This is a genomic window from Streptomyces sp. MS06 (genome assembly GCF_047200655.1).
GTDB lineage: Bacteria > Actinomycetota > Actinomycetes > Streptomycetales > Streptomycetaceae > Streptomyces.
In genome coordinates, this window is the sequence record NZ_JBJZOJ010000004.1 from 91704 (window position 1) to 113231 (window position 21528).

A 21528-nucleotide genomic window follows, 5' to 3' on the forward strand; every position below is an offset into this window, starting at 1 on the left:
CGGCACGACGGCAAGGATCCTGCAGTTGCCGACCCGAACCCACGGCTGCCCCGGGGCCAGGGGCACCGGCTCAGCCGGGCCGGGCCCGGCCGGGGGCCGCCGGTCCGCCGCACACTGTGGACCGGTGGACCACGGCGACGGTCCGCCCGGCCCGGGGGCCGGTCCGCCCGCGGATCAGTCCTCGCCCCTGACGATGTTCTCCTTGGCCCGCGGCTCCGGCGCGCCGTCGGCCGACTCGACCGCGGGGACACAGGTCTGCACGGCACGCTGGGCGCGCAGCCGACGGGCCCGCGCCCATCCGGTCTCGGGACGGCCTGCGACGGCCCTCTCCTTGTTCTGGGGAGTCACGGCGTCTCATCTTCCCTCTGTGTTGGTCCTGCTCGAGCGGGTCCCCGCCGGCCCGACGGCCAAACAGGGCTCCCTGCCTCTCGAGTGTGCCTCATGTACCGGTATGTCCGCTGCCGCAAGTGGCGGGGCCCCGTGTCCCGCGGGGCGGCGCCGGTGCCCGCGGGCGCCCGGCCGGGGCACGCCGGACCGCTCCGCCGCCCCGCTCCGCGCCGGGCGTGGCGGGCCGGACGCGGTAGGCCGCCCGGGGCGAGGAATGGAGCGGCGTCCGGGGGGCGGCACCCGGTTCGGGGTCGGAGAAGCACCGCCCGAGAAGCACTGTCGGAGAGAGGCCGTCGGAGCAGCGCTGTCGGTGGAGTGCTGTCGGTTCAGTGCTCAGCTCGGGCGCAGGGACAGTTCGCTCCACACCTGCTTGCCCCCGCTGACCGGCACTGTCCCCCAGGCGTCCGACATGGCCTCGACGAGGACGATGCCGCGCCCGCCGGTGGCCTCCCAGCTGATACTGGTCGGCTTGACGGGGGTGCGCGGGGAGGCGTCGGCGACGGCGAGGCGCAGGCGCTGGTTGACCAGCGTGAGGTCGAGGCGGACCCGGCCGTCGGTGTGCACGAGGGCGTTGGTGACCAGCTCGGACACGATGAGCAGGGCGGCGTCCTGGTCCGCCTCGGCGACCTGCCAGGACCGCAGGGTGCGCCGCGTGAAGCGGCGGGCGTGGCCGACCGCCTGCGGCACCCGCCACACCGTCCAGCTCTCCCGCAGCGGACGCGAGGCCATCCCGTCGTACCGCAGCAGGAGCAGGGCGACGTCGTCGCTGCGCGGGGCGCTGTCGAGCAGCGCGTCGGCGATCGGGCCGAGGTGCTCCGGGTCGGCGGCGGCCAGCTCGCGGCAGAGCCGGGCCAGGCCCTCGTCGATGTCGGCGTGGGCGGACTCCACGAGGCCGTCCGTGGTGAGCGCGAGCACGGTGCCCGGCGCGAGGGCCATCGGAGTGAGCGGGAACTGGGCCTGCCGCAGTACGCCGAGGGGCGGGCCCGCCTCGGACTCGACGGCCTCCGTTCCGCCGTCCGGGTGACGCAGTACCGGTGGCAGGTGCCCGGCGCGGACGGACCAGGCCGCGCCCTCCTCCATGTCGACGTCGACGTAGCAGCAGGTGGCGAAGAGGTCGGTCTCCAGGTCGGCCAGCAGCCGGTTGGCGTGGGCGACCACCACGTCCGGGGGGTGCCCCTCCACGGCGTAGGCGCGGAGCGCGGTGCGCATCTGGCCCATCAGGGTGGCCGCGGCCGTGCTGTGGCCCTGGACGTCGCCGATGACGAGGGCGACGTGGTTGTCGGGGAGCGGGATCACGTCGTACCAGTCGCCGCCCACCTCCAGTCCGGCGGTGGCGGGCAGGTAGCGTGCGACGGCGACCGCGCCGGGCAGCGCGGGCAGGCGGCGGGGGAGCAACTGGCGCTGGAGCATGCCGACGAGTTCGTGCTCGGCGTCGAGGGCGTGGGCGCGCATCAGGGCCTGTCCGGCGAGGCCCGCGGAGGCGGTGAGCAGCGCGCGCTCGTCGGGGCCGAAGTCGTGCGGGGTGTCCCAGCCGATGAGGCAGGCGCCGACCATGCGGCTGCCGGCGGGCAGCGGCAGCACGGCCAGCCCGCCGGGGCCGACCTCGGCGAGGGCGGGCTCCAGTGCCGTGCCGGCGGGCCAGATCTGGGCGCGGCCCTCGTTCAGGGCGGCGGCGAGGGTGGGCATGGTGCGCACCGGTGCGTCCGGCCACTCGCTGCGCCACTCCCGCCGCCACACCTCGGGCCACTCCTCCGGGGTGGGCGGGTCCAGGACGGTCACGACGAGGCGGTCGCCCTCCAGTTCGGCGAGCGCGATCCGGTCCGCCCGCAGCGGGCGGCGCAGGGCGCCCACGACGGCCTGGCTGACGTCGCGGACGGTGCCGGCGGTCGCGAGCGCGGCGGCCAGCCGCTGGACGCGGGACACGTCGGTGACGTCCGACCGGAGTGTGGAGGCGTCGGCGACGGTGCCGACCATACGGGCCGGCTGCCCCTCGCCGCCGGGCTGGAAGCGGCCGCGCAGCAGGAGCCACCTGGGCGGTCCGGTGGGTTGCAGGACGCGGAACTCCAGCTCGCGGTCGCCGGGTGAGGTCTGACCTGCCTCGACGACGGACATCAGCGACGGGAGGTCCTCGGGGACGGTCAGGCCGAGCAGGCTCTCCACCTTGCCGTCGAACTCGGCCCGGGTGAGCCCGAACAGCCGCAGGATGCCGTCGCCGACCTCGACCCGCCCGCTGTCCATGGCGAGGCTGAAGGCGTTCGCGGAGGCCTTCGCGACCGCGGCGGGCTCGGCCGGCGCGGGGCAGCCCACGGCGTCGGCGACCAGTCCCAGGCAGTCGCGCTCCTCGGGATCGAATCCGCCGGGGCTCTCGGTCACCGCGAGCAGGCAGCCGCCGCAGTCGCCGGCGGTGTTGTCCCGCACGGGCAGGGCCGCCAGGAAGAACTCCTCCACCGGCGCCGGCGGCGGTTCCGGGTCGGCGGCTTCGTCCGGTCGGAGCCACAGCGGCCGGCGCTCGCGGTAGGCCCGCGCCGCCGCGGAGGTGCCGGATGCGGCGTAGCCGTCCCGCAGTCCGAACAGGTTCCGGGGTACGCCGGCGCTCTGCACGAGGCACAGCACTTCGCCGTCCTCGCCGGGGGTGTACAGGGCGGCCAGGGCCGCGCCGCCGAAGACGAGGGCCTGTTCGAGGACGCGGTGCGCCCGGTCGAGGGTGTCCGGTTCGGCGGTGAGCGAGGCGAGGGCGGTTTCGGCATGCGGCGTTCGCGTTCCGCGCGCCGCTGTTCCCGTTCCCTCACTGACCACGTCCGTATTACAGCGCGTGTGAGGCCTGCGCGCAGCCCCTGCAGCGACTCGCCCGAGATCCCGAACCCGTAATCGAACGCGATCGAACAGCGTTTGCCCGGTGGGTATCGCGCGGCGAGCGGACGGCGGGCGTGGCCGTGGGCGTCCCGTCGAGCGTGCCGCCCGGCCGTCCGCACCGCCGCCGGGCCGGCGCCGACACCGCACGGCCCGGCGGGCCTCCCCTGCTCGCCGTGCGGTGAGGGCGCTCGCAGGGCAGATTGGGAGCCCTGGGGTTCCCGCGGCCGGGCGAGGAGGTGGAACACGTGACCCACGGCCAGACGCCCGGCCCGGAACCGTCGGGACCGGCGCCGGCCGCCGAGGGGCCGGTGCTGACGCCGGCGCTCGCCGCCCTGCTGGACGGCGTCGGGGCGCACTCCGGCGGGGTCTACCTGCGCGCGCCCGACGCTCCCGTGCTGGAGATGGCGGTGATGGCGGGGCTGCCGCGGTCCTTCACCGCACCGTGGGAGCGGATCGGGATGAACGCACCGGTCCCGGTCGCCGAGGCGGTGCGCGAACGCCGGCTGGTGTGGGTCGGCGGCGAGGAGGAGATGGCCCGCCGCTATCCGCGCGTGGCGGTGGTACTGCCGTACGCCTTCGCACTGGCCGCGCTGCCGCTGGCGACCGACTCCGCCGTCTACGGGGCGGTCTTCCTGACCTGGCCCGGTTCGCATCCGCCCGAGCTGTCCGAACGTGAGCGGGAGGAGCTGACCTCGGCCTGCCGCCGGCTGACGCTGCGGCTGGAGTCCGTGGCGGCCCGGGGCCGCCCCGCGCGACCGGAGCCGGACCTGCTGGCCGCACCGCCCGCAGGGAACGTGACCGGCTCCCTGGGCGCGGTGGAGGCGGCGCGGATGGCCGCCCGGCTGCCGTACGGGCTGTGCTCGCTCGATCTGAACGGCCGGGTTCGGTTCGCCAACGCGGCGGCGGCCGAGCTCATGGGCATCCGCGTGGACGACCTGGTGGGCGGTCACCTGTGGGCGGCGGTGCCCTGGCTGAACGATCCGGGTTACGAGGACCGCTACCGCGCCGCCCTGCTCAGTCAGCGGGCGACCTCGTTCGTGGCACTGCGTCCGCCGGCCACCTGGCTGTCGTTCCGGCTGTACCCGAGCAGGGACGGGCTGAGTGTGCGGATCAGCCGGGCGCGGGCGGTGTCGGCGCTCCGGCGGCCGGGCGGGCAGGCGGACGACGCGCCGTCCCGGCTGGTCACCGTCTCGCAGGTGATGAGCCTGGCCGGGGCGCTGACCGAGGCGGTCGGGGTGCGGGACGTGGTGCGGCTCGTCGCGGACGAGCTCGCCACCGCGGCGACCGCCCAGGCCGTGGTGCTGCTGGGTTCGCGTGCGGGGCGGCTGCACGTCCTCGGCCACCGGGGCTACCCCGATCCGCACGTCGTGGAACGCTTCGACGGGACGCCGCTGACCGAGCCCACCCCGGGCGTGCACGCCCTGAACAGCGGGGTGCCCGCGTTCTTCGAGTCGCGGCGGCAGCTGGAGCGGCTGTACCCGGTCCGGGCGGCCACCCCGGACGGCTTCGCCGCGTGGGCCTACCTGCCGCTGATCGCCTCGGGCCGCCCGGTCGGCACCTGCGTGCTGGCGTACGCCGAGCCACACCCCTTCGCGGCCGACGAGCGTGCGGTGCTCACCAGCCTGGGCGGGCTGATCGCGCAGGCGCTGGAGCGGGCGCTGCTGTACGACGCCAAGCACCGGCTCGCGCACGGCCTCCAGGAGGCCCTGCTCCCCCACTCGCTGCCCCGGCTGCCCGGGCTCGACGCGGTCGCCCGGTACCGCCCGGCGACCCGGGGCATGGACATCGGCGGCGACTTCTACGATCTGCTCGACGCGCGGCCGCGGGCGGCCGCGGTGATCGGGGACGTCCAGGGGCACAACGTGACCGCCGCCGGGCTGATGGGGCAGATCCGCACCGCGGTACGCGCGTACACCACGGTCGGGCAGTCACCGGCGGAGGTGATGCGCTCCACCAACCGGCTGCTGATCGACCTCGACGCCGAACTGTTCGCCAGCTGCCTCTATCTGCGGCTGGATCCGGAGCGAGGACGGGCCGTGATGGCGCGGGCGGGCCATCCGCCGCCGCTGCTGCGCCGGCCGGACGGCCGGGTGCGGGTCCTCGACCTGGCGGGCGGGCCGCTGCTGGGCATCGACGGCGCCGCCGGATACCCGACGACGGACGTCGAGTTCACTCCCGGCTGCCTGCTCGCGCTCTACACCGACGGGCTGGTCGAGGCTCCCGGGCTGGACATCGAGGACGCGGTGGCCGGCCTGTGCCGGAGGCTGGCGGACGCCGGGGACCTGCCGCCGGACGAGCTGGCCGACCTGCTCGTGCAGCGCGGCGACGGCGACCGGGAGCGGATCGACGACGTCGCGCTGCTGCTGTTGCGGGCGCGCTGACCCGGCACGGGAGCGCACCGCTCCGCCGCCCGGGCCCGCTCCCCCGGTCGGGCGGCCGGACCGCGCCTCGTCAGCGGGACCGGTCCGGGTCGGACCCGGCGGCGGTACCCGGGCCGGGGCGGTCCGCGGCGCCCGCGCCGGCGGGGCCGCCCCGCGCGCGGGCCGCCCGGCGGTCGCGGCCGGTCTCCCGCGCTCCTTGGACGGCGGCCCCGCCGCTGTCGTCCCCCAGGGTGGCGCCGGTCGCCTCCAGGGCGGTGGTGACCGGCTGGAAGAACGTCTCCCCGCCCGCGGTGCAGTCGCCGCTGCCGCCGGAGGTCAGGCCGACCGCGAGCCCGTTCCCGGTGAACAGCGAGCCGCCGCTGTCGCCGGGTTCGGCGCACACGTCGGTCTGGATGAGGCCCGTCACGGTGCCCTCGGGATAGTTGACCGTGGCGTCGAGGCCGAGGACCCGCCCGTCGTGCAGCCCGGTGGTGCTGCCCATCCGGAACACCTGCTGGCCGACGGTCGCCTCACCGGCCCCGCTGATCGGCACGGCCCGGCCGCCGCCGATGGCGACCCGGCTCGGTGCCGGGGTGGCGGGATCGTCGTAGCGGACGAGCGCGAAGTCCCCCGCTCCGGGGAAGACGGCCTGGTCGACGGTGGCGAGCGGCCGCCCGTTCGCGCGGTCCGACCACCGGTCGGCGGCGACACCGCAGTGACCCGCCGTCAGGAAGGCGGGCGAGCCGTCGCCCGCCGTCACGTTGAAGCCGAGCGAGCAGCGCGCGCCGCCGCCGAAGATGGCGTCGCCGCCCGACAGGAAGGTCCGGAAGGTGCCGGCGGACTTCTGCAGGGTCGCCATGCCCGGGCCGAGGCCGTGCACCGCTGCCGCGAGCCTGTCCCAGGTGTCGCCGGTGACGGTGCTGTCGGCGGTGACGCGGATCCGGTCGGTCCTCGGGTCGACGGCCCAGGCGGTACCGGGGATGGTCGCCTTCTCCTTCAGCGTCTTCGCCCCGGCGCGGAGTTCGGCCATGCTGTGGTCGACCTCGCGGACCGTCGCGCCGGCCCGGCGGGCCTCGTCGGCGGTGCTGCCGTCGCCGGCCACGACATTGACCACGAGCCGCTTCCCGGCGTTGTCGTAGTAGGAGCCGGCGAACCCGTCGCCGAGCAGTTGGGAAAGCTGCGCGGCGAGTTCGGCGGCGTCCGCCGCCTTCAGGGTCCGCGGTGCGGCCTGCGGCGCCCGCGGCTGGGAGGCGTTGGCGTGCGGGAGCAGCAGTGCGGCCGCCGCGAGTGCCGCCGCACCGCCTGCCGCGACGGCCGCCTTGCGCTTCGGAATCCGCTTGTGACTCAACCTTCTCGACCTCCTGGGGGGACGGGGCCCGTGGTGCCGGCCGGTGGCGCGGCGTCGGCGGGACCCGGGTGGCTGGAGGTACGGAAGGGCACTGCCGCGTGTTCAATTCCGTTTCCCGACCGCCGAGTCCGGCGCGAGGCCCGCTGCCGGGACGCTCGGCTGCGCCTCCCCGCCCGCGCTGCCGGTTCCGCTCCGGCGGAGGCCGGTGGTGGGACTCGCGGCTGCACGGCCGGGAGGGGGAACACAGCGGGCGTCAGGGCATGTTCCGCCCGGCCGCGTGGTGTTCGAAGGGGCCGGCCGGGCCGCTGTGCCGTATGAGGCGCGGCAACTGGGTACGCGAGAGGCCATGCGGATCAGTGTGATGGACGTGGGGTCGAACACGGTGCGTCTGGTGGTGGCGGACGCGCAGGGCGGCATGCCGCTGCCGGTGCACACCGCGAAGTGGCGTCTCCGCCTGGCGGAACGGGTCCGGCCCGGGGAACGCGTTCCCGGCGACTCCGTGGACCGGCTGGCCGAGGCGGTCGCGGCGGCCGAGTGCACGGCGGCGCGCTGGGGTGCCGCCGATCCGCTCGCCTTCGCGACGGCCGTGGTCCGGTCCGCCCCCAACCGCCGGGAGGTCCTGCGCAGTGTGCGCGCCCGCACCGGGGTCGAGTTGTGCACTCTGCCCGGTGAGGTCGAGGCCGAGTTGACGTTTCTCGCCGCCCGCCGCTGGATGGGCTGGCGCGCCGGGCCCATGGCGTTGCTGGACATCGGCGGCGGTTCCCTCGAAGTGGCTTTCGGGCGGGGCCGGTTGCCGGACTTCGCGGCCTCGCTGCCGCTGGGGGCGGGGCGGCTGACGCACGAGTTCCTCGACGGGGGTCTGTGCCCCGCGCCGCCGGAGCGGGTGAAGGCGTTGCGCCGCACGGTCCGCCACGGGTTACGCGACGTGTCGGCGCGGATCCGCTGGGAGGGTCCGCGCACCGCGGTGGCCACTTCCCGTACCTTCCAGCAGTTGGGGCGGCTGTGCGGGGCGGCGCCGGGGCGGAGCGGTCCGTTCGCTCAGCGGCTGCTGCACCGTGCCGACCTGCGCGCGGCGATCGACCGGCTGGCCGGGCTGTCCGCAGCCGAGCGGGCCCTGCTGCCCGGCATCTCCCCGCCGCGTGCCGCGCAGAGCCTGGCGGGCGCGCTGGTCGGGCACACGGCGATGAAACTCGCCGGGCTGAGGACGGTTAGCGTCTGCCCGTGGGCGATCCGCGAGGGTTTGATCCTCCGGTACATCGAGGACGGCCCGTCGTGGTGGGCGCAGGTGCGCCGGCTCGCCTCGGAGGAAGGGCCGCCGTCCGGGGAACCCGTGCCGCTGCGCGTCGCCGCGGCACGCGGCTGAACGGGGCGCGGCAGGGCGCCGGGAGACCCGCCGGGCGTGCGGACGGGTGGGTGCGGGCTTCCGCGCCGCGCAGCGACGATCACGTACGGAAGGAGGGCATCGTGCCCGAGGAGCGCAAACCGGCCCGGACGGCGCTGGAGGAGGTGCTGCGGGAGATCGAGGAGGCCGAGCTCCGGCCCCTCGGCGAGCGTGGCCGCCGCCGGGGGGAGGCCGCGGAGGCCGTCACCCCCAGTGTCGACGCGCAGCAGGAGTCCCTGGAACGGGCCGAGGAGGATTAGCGGAGCGGCATCCCCGTCGGAGCAGTCCGCCTCCGTGCCGGGGCCCGCCGCGCCCCGCGGCGGCGCCGGCCGGGGCCGATGCGAGAGCGGCGCCCGCCCGCTTCGGGCGGTGGCGCCGCTTCGCATCGGGTTCGACGCGTATCGGCCACCCGCGTATGTGCTGCGGGTGGCCGATCGGCGTCGGGCAGAACGTGATCCCGGGTGTCGGGGGGGGGGGGGCCGCCCCCCCCCCCCCCCCCCCCCCCCTCGAAAACCCCCCCCCCCCCCCCCCCCCCCCCCCCCCCCCCCCCCCCCCCCCCCCCCCCCCTCCCCCCCCCCCCCCCTCCCCCCCCCCCCCCCCCCCCCCCCCCCACCCTCTCCCCCCCCCCCCCCCCTCCTCCCCCTCCCCCCCCCCCCCCCTGTGCCGGGTGCGTCAGTTGTTGACGCCCTGGTTGCCGAAGGCCGGGTTCAGCGCACCGATGACGTTCACGCTGTTGCCGACGGCGTTCACCGGGACGTGGACCGGCAGCTGGACGAGGTTGCCGGAGCCGACACCGGGCGACTTCACGGCGGCTCCGTCGGCGCCCGCGTCCGCGACGGCGGCACCGGCGGAGGCACCGGCCGCCAGGCCGGCGACGGTGACGGCCAGGGCGGCCTTCTTGGCGATGTTCATGGGAAACGTTCCTCCTGCGTTGTGCGTGTCCGACCCGCCGCGGGGCCGTGCGCTGATCAACGCGGTCGGGGCCCGGCGGGCACGGGGGTGGACGCGCAAGGGCCCGTTCGGATCATTGGGCCGACAAGATGCAGGGCCGGACGGCCTCCCGCCCTCCCGGGCGGACCGGGAGGGCGGGAGGCCGTGGTCCGGCGCGCGGCGGATGTCAGTGGTTGACGCCGAGGTTGCCGAAGGCGGGGTTGAGCACGCCGACGACGTTGACGCTGTTGCCGACGGCGTTCACCGGGACGTGCACCGGGGCCTGGACGACATTGCCCGAGACGGCCCCGGGAGAGCCCACGGCGTGTCCGTCGGCGTGGGAGCCGCCGGCGGCGGAGGCCATCCCGGCACCGGCGGCCATCAGCCCGCCGGCCACCATCGTCACGGCCGCCGCCTTCTTCAGGTTCTTCACTTTCCCAGTCCTCCTCGCGATGGCCGCGGCAGTCGCCGCAGCACGCACTGGAGAACGGCGGAGATCCATCCGGAGGTACGCCGTCCGGGTGACATTCCCACGACGGTATGAATCTCAGCCCGGAAGCGGAACTTCCGTGTTGCCGATCACCCGGACAGACCGTGGCGAACGGCCCAGAGCGCGGCCTGGGTGCGGTCCGACAGGTCGAGCTTCATCAGGATGTTCGAGACGTGGGTCTTGACGGTCTTCTCGGAGAGGACCAGGGCACGGGCGATCTCCCGGTTGGAGCGGCCGTCCGCTATCAGGCCGAGCACCTCCCGCTCCCGTTCGGTGAGCGAGCCGGCCCTGCCGTGGGACGGTCCGCCCTCCTGCGGGGACAGCAGCGCGACGGCCACCTCCGGTTGCAGCAGCACGTGGCCGGCGTGCACGGAGCGGATGGCGCAGGCGAGCGCGTCGGGGTCCACGTCCTTGTAGACGTAGCCGGCGGCACCTGCGCGCAGCGCGGGCACGACCGTGCGCCGCTCGGTGAAGCTGGTGACGATCAGCACGCGGGCGGCGTTGCCGGCTTCGCGCATCCGCCGCAGCGCGTCGACCCCGTCCATCCCCGGCATCCTGACGTCCATCAGGACCACGTCGGGTTTCAGCTCCTCGGCGCGTTCGACGCCTCCGGCTCCGTCCGCCGCCTCGCCCACCACCTCGATGTCGTCCTGTACCTCCAGGAAGGTGCGCAGGCCCCGGCGCACCACCTGGTGGTCGTCGACGAGCAGCACCTTGATTGCGTCAGCCACCGGGGACCTCCAACTCGATCGCGGTGCCCGCGCCGGGCGCCGATTCCACCGTCAGGCGGCCGCCGACCCCGCTCGCCCGGTCGCGCATCGAGACCAGGCCGAGATGGCGTCCGGCGCGCCGCACCGCTCCCGGGTCGAAGCCGCCGCCGTCGTCGGTGACGCGCAGGACGGCGCCGCGGCCGCGGTGGGCGAGGACCACCTCCACCCGCCGGGCCCCGGAGTGCCGCAGGGCGTTGTGCAGCGCCTCCTGCGCGACCCGCAGCACGGCCTCCTCCTGCGCGGCGGGCAGCGCGCGCGGATCGCCGTGGACGAAGGTGACGCGGGCGGTGTGGGCGCGGTCGAGGACCTGGATCTGGGTACGGAGGGTGGCGGCCAGGCCGTCCTCGTCGAGGGCCGCGGGCCGCAGCTCCACCACCGCGGCGCGCAGTTCCTCGGCCGCCTCGGCGGCGAGCGCGGCGACCTGCTGGAGCTCGCCCTTGGCGCGGGGCGGGTCCCGGTCGACGAGGCGGGCGGCGGCCTGCGCGGTCAGGCGCAGGGAGAACAGCTTCTGGCTGACCGCGTCGTGCAGTTCGTGGGCGAGGCGGGAGCGCTCCTCGGCGATGGTGAGTTCGCGGCTGCGCTCGTACAGGCGCGCGTTGGTGAGGGCGATCGCGGCGTGCTGGGCGAGGATCCCCAGCAGTTCCTCGTCCTCGTCGGTGAAACCGCAGCGGTCCTCGCGCTCCGGGCAGCGCTTGTTGGCGAGGAACAGGGCGCCGATGGTCTCGTCGCCGTCCCGGATCGGGAGCCCCAGGAAGTCCGTCAGCTCGGGGTGGGCGGCGGGCCAGCCCTCGAAACGGGGGTCCCGGCGCACGTCGGCCAGCCGCTCGGGCTGCGCCCGGTGGAGCATCGCGGCCAGGACACCGTGCTGGCGCGGCAGCGGGCCGATGGCCTTCCACTGCTCCTCGTCGACACCGTCGACGACGAACTGGGCGAAGCCCCCGTGGTCGTCGGGGACGCCGAGTGCGGCGTACCGGGCGTCGAGCAGCTCGCGGGCGGAGGCGACGATCGTCTTCAGGACGTCCCGCATCTCGAGGTGCCTGCTCATGGCCAGCAGCGCGGAACTCACCGCGGCGAGGCCGGACCGGGGGGCGTGGCTCATGTCCTCACGGTACCGGCGGGTTCGGGGCGGGCGGATCGGCCCGGGGGCGGGTGGCGGCCGGGGCCGCGGGACTAGGGCCAAGGGACCGGCCGTGCTGCTGCCCGCGGCCGAGGCGGCGCCGAGGACGCCGTTCCTACGGTGGGCCCACCGCCGCTCACCTGCCGCCGGAGCAGCGGGAGCAGCACAGGTACGGCGCGCACCGGTAGCACCACGTGCACCGCATGCATCACAGGCACGGCGTGCACGGCGTGCACCGCATGCACCGGGTGCACCGGGTGCACCACGCGGCAGCACGGACGCCGCGGGCGCCCGCGTCCGCGCACGTCACACGTGCACCACGCACCTCACACACGGCGAGAAGCCGGTGGACCGAGAAGGCAGTGAACGTGGACCGAGAAGGCAGTGAACAGGGAGTGAGCGAGATGCCGGTAGCAATCATCACGGGGGCCTCCAAGGGGCTGGGGCGGGCGCTCGCCGAGGCGCTGGCCGGGCGCGGCTGGGACCTGGTGCTGGACGCGCGCACCCCGGGCCCGCTGCGGAAGGCGGCCGCCGGGCTGGCGGTGCACGGGACCCGGGTGGAGGCCGTGCCCGGAGACGTCGCGGACGGCGGGCACCGGTCGGAGTTGGTGGCGGCGGCCCGTCGGCTGGGCGGTGCGGATCTCCTGGTGCACAACGCCAGTGCGCTGGGCGCCGAGCCGCTGGTGCGGCTGGAGGGGCTGCCGCCGGCCGGCCTGCGGCGGGCGCTGGAGGTGAACGTGGTGTCGGCGCTGGGCCTGGTGCAGGAGGCGCTGCCGCTGCTCCGCGCGTCGGACGCGGGCACGGTGATCGCGATCAGTTCGGACGCGGCGGTCGAGGCGTACGAGACCTGGGGCGGGTACGGGGCGTCCAAGGCGGCCCTGGACCGGCTGGCGGCGGTGCTGGGCGAGGAGGAGCCGGGGCTGCGGGTGTGGGCCGTCGACCCCGGGGACATGGCCACGGACCTGTACGCGGCGGCCGTACCGGACGACGACGCCCCGCGTCCCGAGCCCGCCCGGGTGGTGCCGGGGCTGCTGCGGCTGCTGGACGAAAGGCCCGCGAGCGGCCGCTACGCGGTGCCGGCGGAGTCGGCGGTCAGGCGATGAGTGTGCGGCTGCGGGTTCCCGAGGAGCTGTCGGCGCGGGTACCGGCGGAGCAGCGCGGGCCGGGACTGGACCGGGGCGCGGTGCGGCTGCTCGTCTCGCGGGGGACGCGGGTGGCGCATCACGGGTTCGCCGAGCTGCCGCGGCTGCTGCGGGCGGGCGACGTGCTGGTGGTGAACACCTCCCCGACCTTGGCGGCCGCGGTGGACGGCCGGCAGGGTGGCGTGCGGGTCGTGGTCCATTTCTCCACCTGCGGGGACGACGGACGGTGGGCGGTGGAGCTGCGGGAGCCGGACGGCCGCGGTTCCACGCGCGCGCGTGCGTGGACCACGGGGAGCGAGGTGATGCTGCCGGGCGGCATGCGCCTGGTGCCGCAGGAACCGCTGAACGGGCGGAGCAGCCGGCTGCGCTGGGCGCGGGCCGAGGGGCCGGAGGCGGCGCACGCGGGGACGAGCGGCGCGGGCGCGTCGGCGGCGGCGGGCGGGGAGCGGGTCCTGGGGCTGCTGCGCGAGCACGGGCGGCCGATCCGCTACGCGTACACGGACCGGGACCAGCCGCTCTCGGCGTACCAGACGGTGTTCGCGCTGCCGTCGGCCGACGGGCTGGGCAGCGCGGAGATGCCGAGTGCGGCCCGGCCGTTCACCTCGCGTCTGGTCGCGGAGCTGGTCAGCCGGGGCGTGCAGTTCGCGCCGGTCACCCTGCACACCGGGGTGGCCTCGGCCGAGGCGCACGAGCCGCCGTACGCGGAGCGTTTCGCGGTGCCGGAGGCCTCCGCACGGCTGATCAACGCCGTGCGGGCCGGGGGCGGGCCCGGACCCGCCCCCGGTCCCGGAAGAGGAGGGGGGCGGGTGGTCGCGGTGGGGACGACGGCGGTGCGGGCCGTGGAGTCGGCTGCGGGCCCCGACGGGGTGGTGCGCGCGCGGGCCGGGTGGACGGACCTGGTGGTGACGCCGGAGCGCGGGGTGCGGGTGGTGGACGGACTGCTGACCGGGCTGCACGAACCGCGGGCCTCTCATCTGCTGATGCTGGAGGCGCTCGCGGGACGGGTGGCCGTCGACCGCGCCTACGAGGAGGCGCTGCGGGGGCGCTACCTGTGGCACGAGTTCGGCGACGTGCATCTCGTCCTCCCGTGAAGAGGCCTCACGGATTGCATTGCTCGGGCAACCCTTGGTGAGGAAACCTCCCGACCGGTGTGAGCCCGCACATAGGGCGCAGGTCACGTACGAGGCGAAATAGGAGAGGTGCATGCCCGACATGAACGGCACAGACGGTCCAGTCTGTCCCGATTTGCCATTACCTGATCCACTATCCGGCATCGTAGGTCACACCTTTGCCGGGACATTTTGCGGGAGCTAAGAATGGCTGCCGTCGCTCAGCGCCGCGGGTTCCTGCCCGCGGCGTTCGTGCGGGCAGAGCCCGTTGTCCCCGCCGGACGTGAGCGACCTCCGCGCAACTCGTCGAAGAGGTCCCCCCGTCATGCTCAAGAACACCCTCACCCGCCACAAGCGTGCCCTCGTCCGCCACGGACGCGCCCTCACCCCGCACCGCAGGATCGCCCTCGGCGGTGTCGCCGGCCTCGGTGTCGCGGCGCTCGCCTTCTCCGCGGTGCCCAGCAGCGCCGACACGACCACCACGAGCGAGGCGGCGCCGGCGCAGCACGTGGCCTACAGCACCGAGCAGATCAAGGGCGTCAAGGCCGACATCACCGACCAGCTCGCCAACGCGACCGTGAAGGTCGAGGCCATCAAGGCGAAGAAGAAGGCGGAAGCCGCCGCCAAGGCGAAGGCCGAGGCCGCCGCCGCCCAGAAGAAGGCCGAAGCGGCCCGCAAGGCCAAGGAGGCCGCCGCCAAGAAGGCCGCCGCCAAGAAGAAGGCCGAGGCCGCCCGCAAGGCCAAGGCGGCCGCCAGCCGGTCCGCCAAGCGCCCCGCCGTCAAGACCTACCCGAACAACCTCGACGGGTGGATCCGCGAGTCGATGGCGATCATGAAGAAGCACGGCATACCCGGCTCCTACAGCGGCATCCACCGCAACATCATGCGCGAGTCCTCCGGCAACCCGCGGGCCATCAACAACTGGGACATCAACGCCATCAACGGCATCCCGTCCAAGGGCCTGCTGCAGGTCATCCCGCCGACCTTCAAGACCTACCACGTCGCCGGCACCAGCTGGAACATCTACGACCCGGTCGCCAACATCACCGCGGCCTGCAACTACGCGGCCCACCGCTACGGCTCCATGGACAACGTCAACAGCGCGTACTGAGGTCGGCGCGGACCTCTTCACGCAGACGCCGAAGGGCGGCACCTCCCTGACGGGGTGCCGCCCTTCGGGACGGACGGGTCCGCTACCTGCGCATGACCTCCGGCTCGTGGCGGCGGAGGAACCGCGCGACGAAGAAGCCGCACACCACACCGAGCACGAGCAGCGCGGCCATGTCCAGGGTCCAGGCGCCGACGGTGTGGTCCCACAGCGGATCGGTACCCGCGCCCTTCGCCGGCGGGCTGATCCGGTTGAAGTCCAGCGTGGCCCCCGCGGCGGCCACCGCCCACCGCGACGGCATCAGGTACGAGAACTGGTCGGCGCCGATCGACCCGTGCAGGGTGAACAGGCAGCCGGTGAACACCACCTGGATGATCGCGAACATCACCAGCAGCGGCATCGTCTTCTCGGCCGTCTTCACCAGCGAGGAGATGATCAGGCCGAACATCATCGAGGTGAAGCCCAGCGCCATGATCGGCACCGACAGCTCGACGAGCGGGGCACCGCCCAGGACCAGGCCGCGGTCCGGGATCTCACGGCTGGAGAGGCCGATGACCACCACCAGCAGTCCCTGGAACACGGTGATCAGGCCGAGCACGAACACCTTCGACATCAGGTACGCCGACCGGGAGAGGCCGGTCGCCCGCTCCCGCTCGTAGATGACCCGCTCCTTGATCAGCTCGCGGACGGAGTTGGCCGCTCCCGCGAAGCAGGCGCCGACCGCGAGGATCAGCAGGACCGTGGTGGCGGTGCCGTTGGGGATGATGCGCCCGGTCTGCGGGTTCGGCCGGTTCGGCAGCAGGCTGTTGCCGGAGTCGATGAGCAGGCTCACCGCGCCGAGGACGGCCGGCAGGATCACCATCAGCGCCAGGAAGCCGCGGTCGGAGGCGATCACCGACAGGTAGCGGCGCACCAGGGTGCCCCACTGCGACATCCAGCCCTGCGGCTTCGGCGGCTTCATCCCCTGCATGGCCGGCACCGGTACGGACTGCGGGGCGACGGCGTCGATGTCCGCGGCGTACATCTGGTAGTGCTGCGAGCCCTTCCAGCGGCCCGCCCAGTCGTAGTCGCGGTAGTTCTCGAAGGCGGAGAAGACGTCGGCCCAGGTGTCGTAGCCGAAGAAGTTCAGTGCCTCCTCCGGCGGACCGAAGTAGGCGACCGCCCCTCCGGGCGCCATCACCAGCAGCTTGTCGCACAGGGCCAGTTCGGCCACCGAGTGGGTGACCACGAGCACCGTGCGGCCGTCGTCGGCGAGTCCGCGCAGCAACTGCATCACGTCCCGGTCCATGCCCGGGTCAAGGCCCGAGGTGGGCTCGTCCAGGAAGATCAGCGACGGCTTGGTGAGCAGTTCCAGGGCCACGGACACGCGCTTGCGCTGACCGCCGGAGAGGGAGGTGACCTTCTTGTCCTTGTGGACGTCCAGCTTGAGTTCGCGCAGCACCTCGTCGATGCGGGCCTCGCGCTCGGCGGCCGTGGTGTCGGCCGGGAACCGCAGCTTGGCCGCGTACTTGAGGGCCTTCCTGACGGTCAGTTCCTTGTGCAGGATGTCGTCCTGCGGCACCAGGCCGATGCGCTGGCGCAGCTCGGCGAACTGCTTGTAGAGGTTCCGGTTGTCGTAGAGGACTTCCCCCTGGTCGGCGGGGCGGTAGCCGGTGAGCGCCTTCAGCAGGGTGGACTTGCCGGAGCCGGACGGGCCGATGACCGCGACCAGCGACTTCTCCGGGACGCCGAAGGAGACGTCCTTGAGGATCTGCTTGCCGCCGTCGACGGTGACCGTCAGATGGCGGGCGGAGAAGGACACCTCGCCGGTGTCGACGAACTCCTCCAGCCGGTCGCCGACGATCCGGAACGTCGAGTGGCCGACGCCGACGACGTCGGTCGGGCCGAGCAGTTGCGTGCCGCCCTTGGCGATCGGCTGCCCGTTGACGTACGTGCCGTTGTGCGACCCCAGGTCGCGGATCTCCATGCGACCGTCCGGCGTGGCGTGGAACTCCGCGTGGTGGCGGGAGACCTGGAGGTCGGAGACGACGAGCTCGTTCTCCAGCGCACGGCCGATGCGCATCACCCGGCCCAGCGAGAACTGGTGGAACGTGGTCGGGCTGCGGTCGCCGTGCACCGGCGGCGCCCCCGCGTCGCCACCGGGCGTCCGCTGCGCGGCGTGGTGCTGCTCCGGGGCCTGCTGCGGCGGGATCGGCGCCTGCTGTCCCTGCTGTCGCCCGGCCTGCTGGGCGTTGTGCTGCTCGGGAACCTGCTGCGGCGCCGGCGGGGACCAGCCCGCACTCTGCGCGGCGTAGGGCTGCCGGTCCTGCTGCTGCCGAGGTTGCGGGGCGGCCGCTGCGGCGGCCGCGGAGACACTCAGGCGCGGGCCGTCGGTCGCGTTGCCGAGGTGCACCGCGGTGCCGGCGCCGATCTCCCACTGGTGGACGCGCCGGCCCTGCACGAAGGTGCCGTTGGTACTGCCGTGGTCCTCGATGACCCAACTGCGGCCGTTGAAGCCGAGCGTGGCGTGCCGCCAGGACACCCTGCCGTCGTCGAAGACGATGTCGCCCTGCGGATCACGTCCGAGGGTGTATGACCTGGACGGATCGAGCGTCCAGGTGCGTCCGTTTGATTCCAGTACGAGTTCCGGCACTCCATGCCCCACTGAGTTGTCCCCCGAATTGCCCCCGTCGCGGGGAGTCTAGGGATGTCGAACATCGGGGGGAACTATTTCAGGAGCGGCCCCCTGACCGAAAGTCGGACCTTGCGGCAACTCCGCGTATCCACATGGGCCGTTCCCGTTGACGGGGTTGAAACCGGCCCGGAGAGTGGTATTCCAGGCGAGGGGGACATGCGCGGCGCACACCGCACCGCGGATCGGGGGGTCTGCCATGGGCACTGCCACAGGTACGGGGACGGCGCGGCACCGTACACGGGTGCCGTGGGGGGATGTCCTGCTCTCCTCGGTCACCGCCGTGAGCTGGGCCCTGATAGGCATGGCCGGCACCGCGGCGCTCGGGCTGCACCTGCTGCGGGCGGATTCGGCGGCGGCGCTCGGGCCGATGACGGCTGCGGTGGTGGCGCTCGCCGCGGGTGGTTCGGTCACCCCTACCGCTGACGTCTCCGCCTACGGTCTGACCGGTGCGCGGGCCACCACGTCCGTCGAGATCACGCCACTGGGTGTCAGTCTGGTGGGCGCGCTGCTGCTGTCCCTGCTCTTCCTGCGGTCCCTGCGCCGGGCGGGCGCCGTGATCGCGCCGGCCGAACTGCTGGCCCGGGCGGGCACCGTGCTCGCGCTGTGCGCGGCGGTGCTGCGCGGACTGGCCTGGGCCGGGCACGACGTGGTCACCGTCGACGGCGGCTCGCTGGGGTCCTGGCTGCCGGACGGTACAGGCGGCAGCGGTGGCGGTGGCGGTGGCGGCCCCAGCATTCCCGGACTCGGCGACATCGGCGGCATCGGCGGGCTGCTCCCGGACCGGCTGGGCGACCTCGTCCACACGGAGGTGACGGTCCGTTTCGCCGTGGCGACCGCCCCCACGGTGCTCGGCGGGGTCGGCTGGACGGCCGGGGTACTGCTGGTCGCCCTGCTGGCGTCCCGCCGCACTCCGCTGCCGCCGGGGCTGCAGGTCCTGCACCGGGTGGTGCGGCCCGCGGCGTCCGCGCTGGTCACCGTGGGACTGGTCGCCGTCGCGGCGGGGCTCGCGGCGGCCGGGTACGCGGCGCTCGGCGACGACCACCCGCGGCGGATCGCCTCAGCGGCCCTCCTCGGCGCGCCGAACGGCGTGTGGCTCGGGGTGCCGACAGGCCTGTTCGTCCCGTGGCGGGGCCGGACGACCGGGGTGCTGACCAACTTCCTGCCGGACCCGCTGGACCGGCTTCTCGGCGGGGGCGCGGACCGTACCGTCACGGTGGGGCGCCTCGCCGAGCTGGACGGGCGGGTGTGGCTGCTGGCGGTGGCCGCGGCACTGCTGATGCTGCTGGCGGGGGTGCTGACGGCCGTGCGGACGCCGCTCCCGCCCGCCGCCGGGGCCGACCACCCACCGGGGCGGGCCGGCGCGGGGAGCCCGCCGGAGGGGGCGGGCGGCGGGGGCCCAGCACCGCGAGCGGGCGTTGGGGGCACGCCGCCGGGTGGCGCGCCCGCGGCGTGGGAGTCGACGTGGCCGCCCGGGAACGCGCGGGTCCCGGGCGTCGCTCACGGGACGACGGGCCGTGGGCTTCCGGAGGCGGCGGGACGCGGCGGCGCCGGCTCGGGCCGGCGGAGGCCCGGTGCGCTCGCGTTCGCCGGGTGGTGCGCACTGCGGTTGGGCATCGGCACCGCTCTGGCCCTGCCCCTGCTCGCCCGGCTGACGGAGGTCTCCGCGGTCGCGACCCTGTCCGCGCTGGGCTTCGACGCCTTCGGCACCGGCATGGAACTGCGCGGGGAACCGGGGGCCGCCCTGGCGCTCGGCGCCCTGTGGGGCGCGGGAGCGGGCGCGGCGGGCGCACTGCTGGCGTACGCCGGCGGAGCGGCCGGCCGGCGGGCGGCACCGCGGGCACGCGGCGCGGCGGCGACGACAGCCGCGACGAACACGGCGACCGCGACCGCTACGGCCGCGGTCCTGCCGGGGCGGCCCCGCCCTCCGTGGGGGCGGGACGGCGGTGCACCGGGGTACCACGAGGCGGAGACCGGCCACCGCGAGGCGGGACGGGCGACATGGCCCGCGCACCGCCCACCGCAGCGCGAGGAGGCCCGTGGCGGTCCGGGACCGTACACGCCGAGGCCCTCCTACCGGCCGCCCAACCCCGACACGAACCCGTATCTGCGGGTGCCGGAGGAGTTGCGGGAGGAGTTGCGGGAGCCGGAGGACGCCCGTCCCGCGGAGGCCGAGCCGGAGCAGCGGGGCGAAGAGGCGTCCGCGCCGCCCGGCTCCGCCGCTCCTCGCGGGCGCAGCACACCTCCGCCGGCCCCGGACGTGCACGCGGCGGAGACGATGGTCGGCCCGCTCGGGCCACGTCCCCCCGCCGGCCGGGGGCGGCCCGGTGCGCGCCGCCCGGACGGGTCCCCCGCCCCCGGAGCCGGGTCGTCCGCCTCTCCCCCCGCTCCCCCTCCGCCCCCACCGCCCTCCTCACCGCCTCCGCCGGGGAAGCCGAAGCGGCCGCGTTGACCCGGCCCGGCGTCCCGCCCGGCGCTCGCGGGAGCGCCGTCGGGACTCGGTGCACACACCACCCGGCCGGCATCGGCCGTTTCCTGTCCGCCAGGCGGACCTCGGGGGCGTCCGGCACCGCGTGCCGGATACGGTGGGAGCACCATGAGCGCTTCGCAGACCCCGGTTCCCGAGACCTCTGACGTCCCGACCCTCCTGGTCAAGATCTTCGGAAAGGACAGGCCGGGCATCACGGCAGGACTGTTCGACACCCTCGCCGCCTACTCCCTCGACGTGATCGACATCGAGCAGGTCGTCACCCGCGGCCGGATCGTGCTGTGCGCGCTCGTCACCCAGCCGGCGCGCGGCCTGGAGGGGGACCTGCGGGCGACCGTGCACAGCTGGGCCGAGTCGATGAGGATGCAGGCGGAGATCATCTCCGGTATCGGCGACAACCGGCCGCGCGGGCTCGGCCGGTCCCTCGTGACCGTGCTCGGACACCCGCTCACCGCGGAGGCCACCTCCGCGATCGCCGCCCGGATCACCAGGGCGGGCGGCAACATCGACCGTATCTTCCGGCTCGCCAAGTACCCGGTGACCGCGGTGGAGTTCGCGGTGTCCGGGGTGGAGACGGAACCGCTGCGGACCGCGCTCGCGATCGACGCGGCCGCTCTGGGTGTGGACGTGGCCGTGGTCGGCGCGGGGCTGCTCCGGCGCGCCCAGCGGCTGGTCGTGATGGACGTGGACTCCACGCTCATCCAGGACGAGGTGATCGAGCTGTTCGCCGCGCACGCCGGCTGTGAGGACGAGGTCGCCGAGGTGACCGCGGCGGCGATGCGCGGGGAACTCGACTTCGAGCAGTCACTGCACGCGCGCGTGGCACTGCTGGCCGGGCTGGACGCCTCGGTGGTGGACAAGGTGCGCAGCGAGGTGCGGCTGACGCCGGGGGCGCGCACGCTCATCCGGACGCTGAAGCGGCTCGGCTACCAGGTCGGGGTGGTCTCCGGCGGCTTCACCCAGGTGACCGACGACCTGAAGGACCGCCTGGGGCTGGATTTCGCGCAGGCCAACACCCTGGAGATCGCCGACGGCAGGCTGACCGGCCGGGTCACCGGGGAGATCGTGGACCGGGCGGGCAAGGCGCGGCTGCTGCGCCGGTTCGCCGCGGAGGCGGGAGTGCCGCTGTCGCAGACCGTGGCGATCGGGGACGGGGCCAACGACCTGGACATGCTGAACGCGGCCGGTCTCGGTGTCGCCTTCAACGCCAAGCCGGTGGTGCGCGAGGCGGCGCACACCGCGGTGAACGTGCCGTTCCTGGACACGGTCCTGTACCTGCTGGGCGTGCCCCGCGAGGAGGTCGAGGCGGCGGACACGCTCGACGGAGAGTGACCGGAACGGCCTCGACGGAGAGTGACCGGAACGGCGGTGAAC

At 74.9% G+C, this 21528-nt stretch carries 16 protein-coding genes; 8 read left to right on the forward strand and 8 right to left on the reverse strand.

The window, feature by feature from the left end:
- Positions 1-174 precede the first annotated feature (174 nt).
- On the reverse strand, positions 175-348 hold the full coding sequence (locus tag ACL02U_RS03425; protein WP_412789085.1) for a hypothetical protein: 174 nt from the start codon (positions 346-348) through the stop codon (positions 175-177).
- Between the two features lie 372 nt (positions 349-720).
- The gene (locus ACL02U_RS03430; RefSeq protein WP_412789086.1) at positions 721-3183 is read right to left on the reverse strand and encodes a SpoIIE family protein phosphatase; all 2463 of its coding nucleotides are present in this window, start codon (positions 3181-3183) and stop codon (positions 721-723) included.
- A gap of 302 nt (positions 3184-3485) precedes the next feature.
- Here ACL02U_RS03430 and ACL02U_RS03435 point away from each other — a divergent pair, with 302 nt between their 5' ends.
- Positions 3486-5621, forward strand: coding sequence for a SpoIIE family protein phosphatase (locus ACL02U_RS03435; RefSeq protein ID WP_412789087.1), 2136 nt, complete (start codon positions 3486-3488; stop codon positions 5619-5621).
- Between the two features lie 70 nt (positions 5622-5691).
- On the opposite strand, the gene ACL02U_RS03440 is transcribed toward ACL02U_RS03435, so the two are convergent.
- On the reverse strand, positions 5692-6948 hold the full coding sequence (locus ACL02U_RS03440; protein ID WP_412789088.1) for a S1 family peptidase: 1257 nt from the start codon (positions 6946-6948) through the stop codon (positions 5692-5694).
- 346 nt (positions 6949-7294) lie between these two features.
- Between ACL02U_RS03440 and ACL02U_RS03445 the strand changes: the two genes are divergently transcribed.
- Positions 7295-8311 carry a Ppx/GppA family phosphatase gene (locus ACL02U_RS03445; RefSeq protein ID WP_412789089.1) on the forward strand — a complete coding sequence of 339 codons (1017 nt, stop codon included), beginning with the start codon at positions 7295-7297 and terminating at the stop codon, positions 8309-8311.
- 101 nt (positions 8312-8412) lie between these two features.
- On the forward strand, positions 8413-8589 hold the full coding sequence (locus ACL02U_RS03450; protein ID WP_412789090.1) for a hypothetical protein: 177 nt from the start codon (positions 8413-8415) through the stop codon (positions 8587-8589).
- Between the two features lie 412 nt (positions 8590-9001).
- Here the strand turns inward: ACL02U_RS03450 and ACL02U_RS03455 are convergent, their stop codons facing one another.
- From ACL02U_RS03455 to ACL02U_RS03470, 4 genes are all read right to left on the reverse strand, one after another.
- Complete coding sequence (locus ACL02U_RS03455; protein ID WP_412789091.1) at positions 9002-9241, reverse strand: chaplin; 240 nt, start codon at positions 9239-9241, stop codon at positions 9002-9004.
- A 205-nt stretch (positions 9242-9446) separates the two neighbouring features.
- Positions 9447-9692, reverse strand: a complete 246-nt coding sequence (gene chpE, locus ACL02U_RS03460; RefSeq protein ID WP_412789092.1) for a chaplin ChpE — start codon at positions 9690-9692, stop codon at positions 9447-9449.
- Between the two features lie 146 nt (positions 9693-9838).
- The gene (locus ACL02U_RS03465) at positions 9839-10480 is read right to left on the reverse strand and encodes a response regulator (RefSeq protein WP_412789093.1); all 642 of its coding nucleotides are present in this window, start codon (positions 10478-10480) and stop codon (positions 9839-9841) included.
- The gene (locus ACL02U_RS03470) at positions 10473-11618 is read right to left on the reverse strand and encodes a GAF domain-containing sensor histidine kinase (protein ID WP_412789094.1); all 1146 of its coding nucleotides are present in this window, start codon (positions 11616-11618) and stop codon (positions 10473-10475) included. Before ACL02U_RS03470 ends, ACL02U_RS03465 begins: the two co-directional genes overlap by 8 nt.
- Before the next feature lie 422 nt (positions 11619-12040).
- Here ACL02U_RS03470 and ACL02U_RS03475 point away from each other — a divergent pair, with 422 nt between their 5' ends.
- From ACL02U_RS03475 to ACL02U_RS03485, 3 genes are all read left to right on the forward strand, one after another.
- Complete coding sequence (locus tag ACL02U_RS03475) at positions 12041-12739, forward strand: SDR family NAD(P)-dependent oxidoreductase (RefSeq protein ID WP_412789095.1); 699 nt, start codon at positions 12041-12043, stop codon at positions 12737-12739.
- The gene (locus ACL02U_RS03480; RefSeq protein WP_412789096.1) at positions 12736-13869 is read left to right on the forward strand and encodes an S-adenosylmethionine:tRNA ribosyltransferase-isomerase; all 1134 of its coding nucleotides are present in this window, start codon (positions 12736-12738) and stop codon (positions 13867-13869) included. Before ACL02U_RS03475 ends, ACL02U_RS03480 begins: the two co-directional genes overlap by 4 nt.
- A 343-nt stretch (positions 13870-14212) precedes the next feature.
- Entirely contained in the window at positions 14213-14998 is a 786-nt protein-coding gene (locus tag ACL02U_RS03485; protein WP_412789097.1) for a transglycosylase SLT domain-containing protein, read from the forward strand.
- An 82-nt stretch (positions 14999-15080) separates the two neighbouring features.
- On the opposite strand, the gene ACL02U_RS03490 is transcribed toward ACL02U_RS03485, so the two are convergent.
- The gene (locus ACL02U_RS03490; protein WP_412789171.1) at positions 15081-17627 is read right to left on the reverse strand and encodes an FHA domain-containing protein; all 2547 of its coding nucleotides are present in this window, start codon (positions 17625-17627) and stop codon (positions 15081-15083) included.
- A 238-nt stretch (positions 17628-17865) separates the two neighbouring features.
- Between ACL02U_RS03490 and ACL02U_RS03495 the strand changes: the two genes are divergently transcribed.
- A complete protein-coding gene (locus ACL02U_RS03495) occupies positions 17866-20118 on the forward strand; it encodes a streptophobe family protein (RefSeq protein WP_412789098.1) in 2253 nt (750 codons plus the stop codon).
- Positions 20119-20262: 144 nt separating this feature from the next.
- The gene (gene serB / locus ACL02U_RS03500; protein WP_412789099.1) at positions 20263-21486 is read left to right on the forward strand and encodes a phosphoserine phosphatase SerB; all 1224 of its coding nucleotides are present in this window, start codon (positions 20263-20265) and stop codon (positions 21484-21486) included.
- Positions 21487-21528: the final 42 nt, after the last annotated feature.